1 protein-coding gene is annotated in these 500 nt (G+C 46.6%); it reads right to left on the reverse strand.

The window, feature by feature from the left end; genetic code table 11:
- Window positions 1-149: 149 nt before the first annotated feature.
- Window positions 150-500: hypothetical protein (locus NLX85_RS32900; RefSeq protein WP_254341775.1), on the reverse strand; the 351-nt coding region annotated here is incomplete at its 5' end.

Below are 500 nucleotides of genomic sequence, written 5' to 3' on the forward strand. Positions count from 1 at the left end.
ATCTCCTGTTGGAATGCGGCCCATTTGTACCGAAGCCGTTCACGGGCAGCATAGACGCTAGGGCCGAATTCCCTGTGAACGCGGCCTGAGGTGGAGATTGGGGGTAACGTTGAGAAGGAGGACAGGGGCTATAGCGAGAAGCTGATTTTTTACGCGCAGATGTAACCCAGGATCAGAGTGTGAGGCGCACATGGGTATATACGGAGATATTGATCAAAAAATTTGCTCGCCATCGGTTCGCCATACACCTGTTCGCGGGTAATGCTAAATTTATCATCGCCGTTATATTTGGTGCGCGCTTCCACTTTAAATTCGCCATCGGTCAGCACGTTGCGAATTTCCAGTTTGCCAATATCAAATTTTTCATCGCCGTTAATCAGATGTTTCAGTTCATAGTTATAGTTGCTATGCACATAAATGGTCGCATCTTTCTGTTTGTTGCCAATTTTCGCGTTAAATTTAATGCGATGGTTAATTTCATCGCCGCTCACCTGCAGGAT

Source organism: Micromonospora sp. A3M-1-15, assembly GCF_024213425.1.
GTDB classification, from domain to species: domain Bacteria; phylum Actinomycetota; class Actinomycetes; order Mycobacteriales; family Micromonosporaceae; genus Micromonospora; species Micromonospora chersina.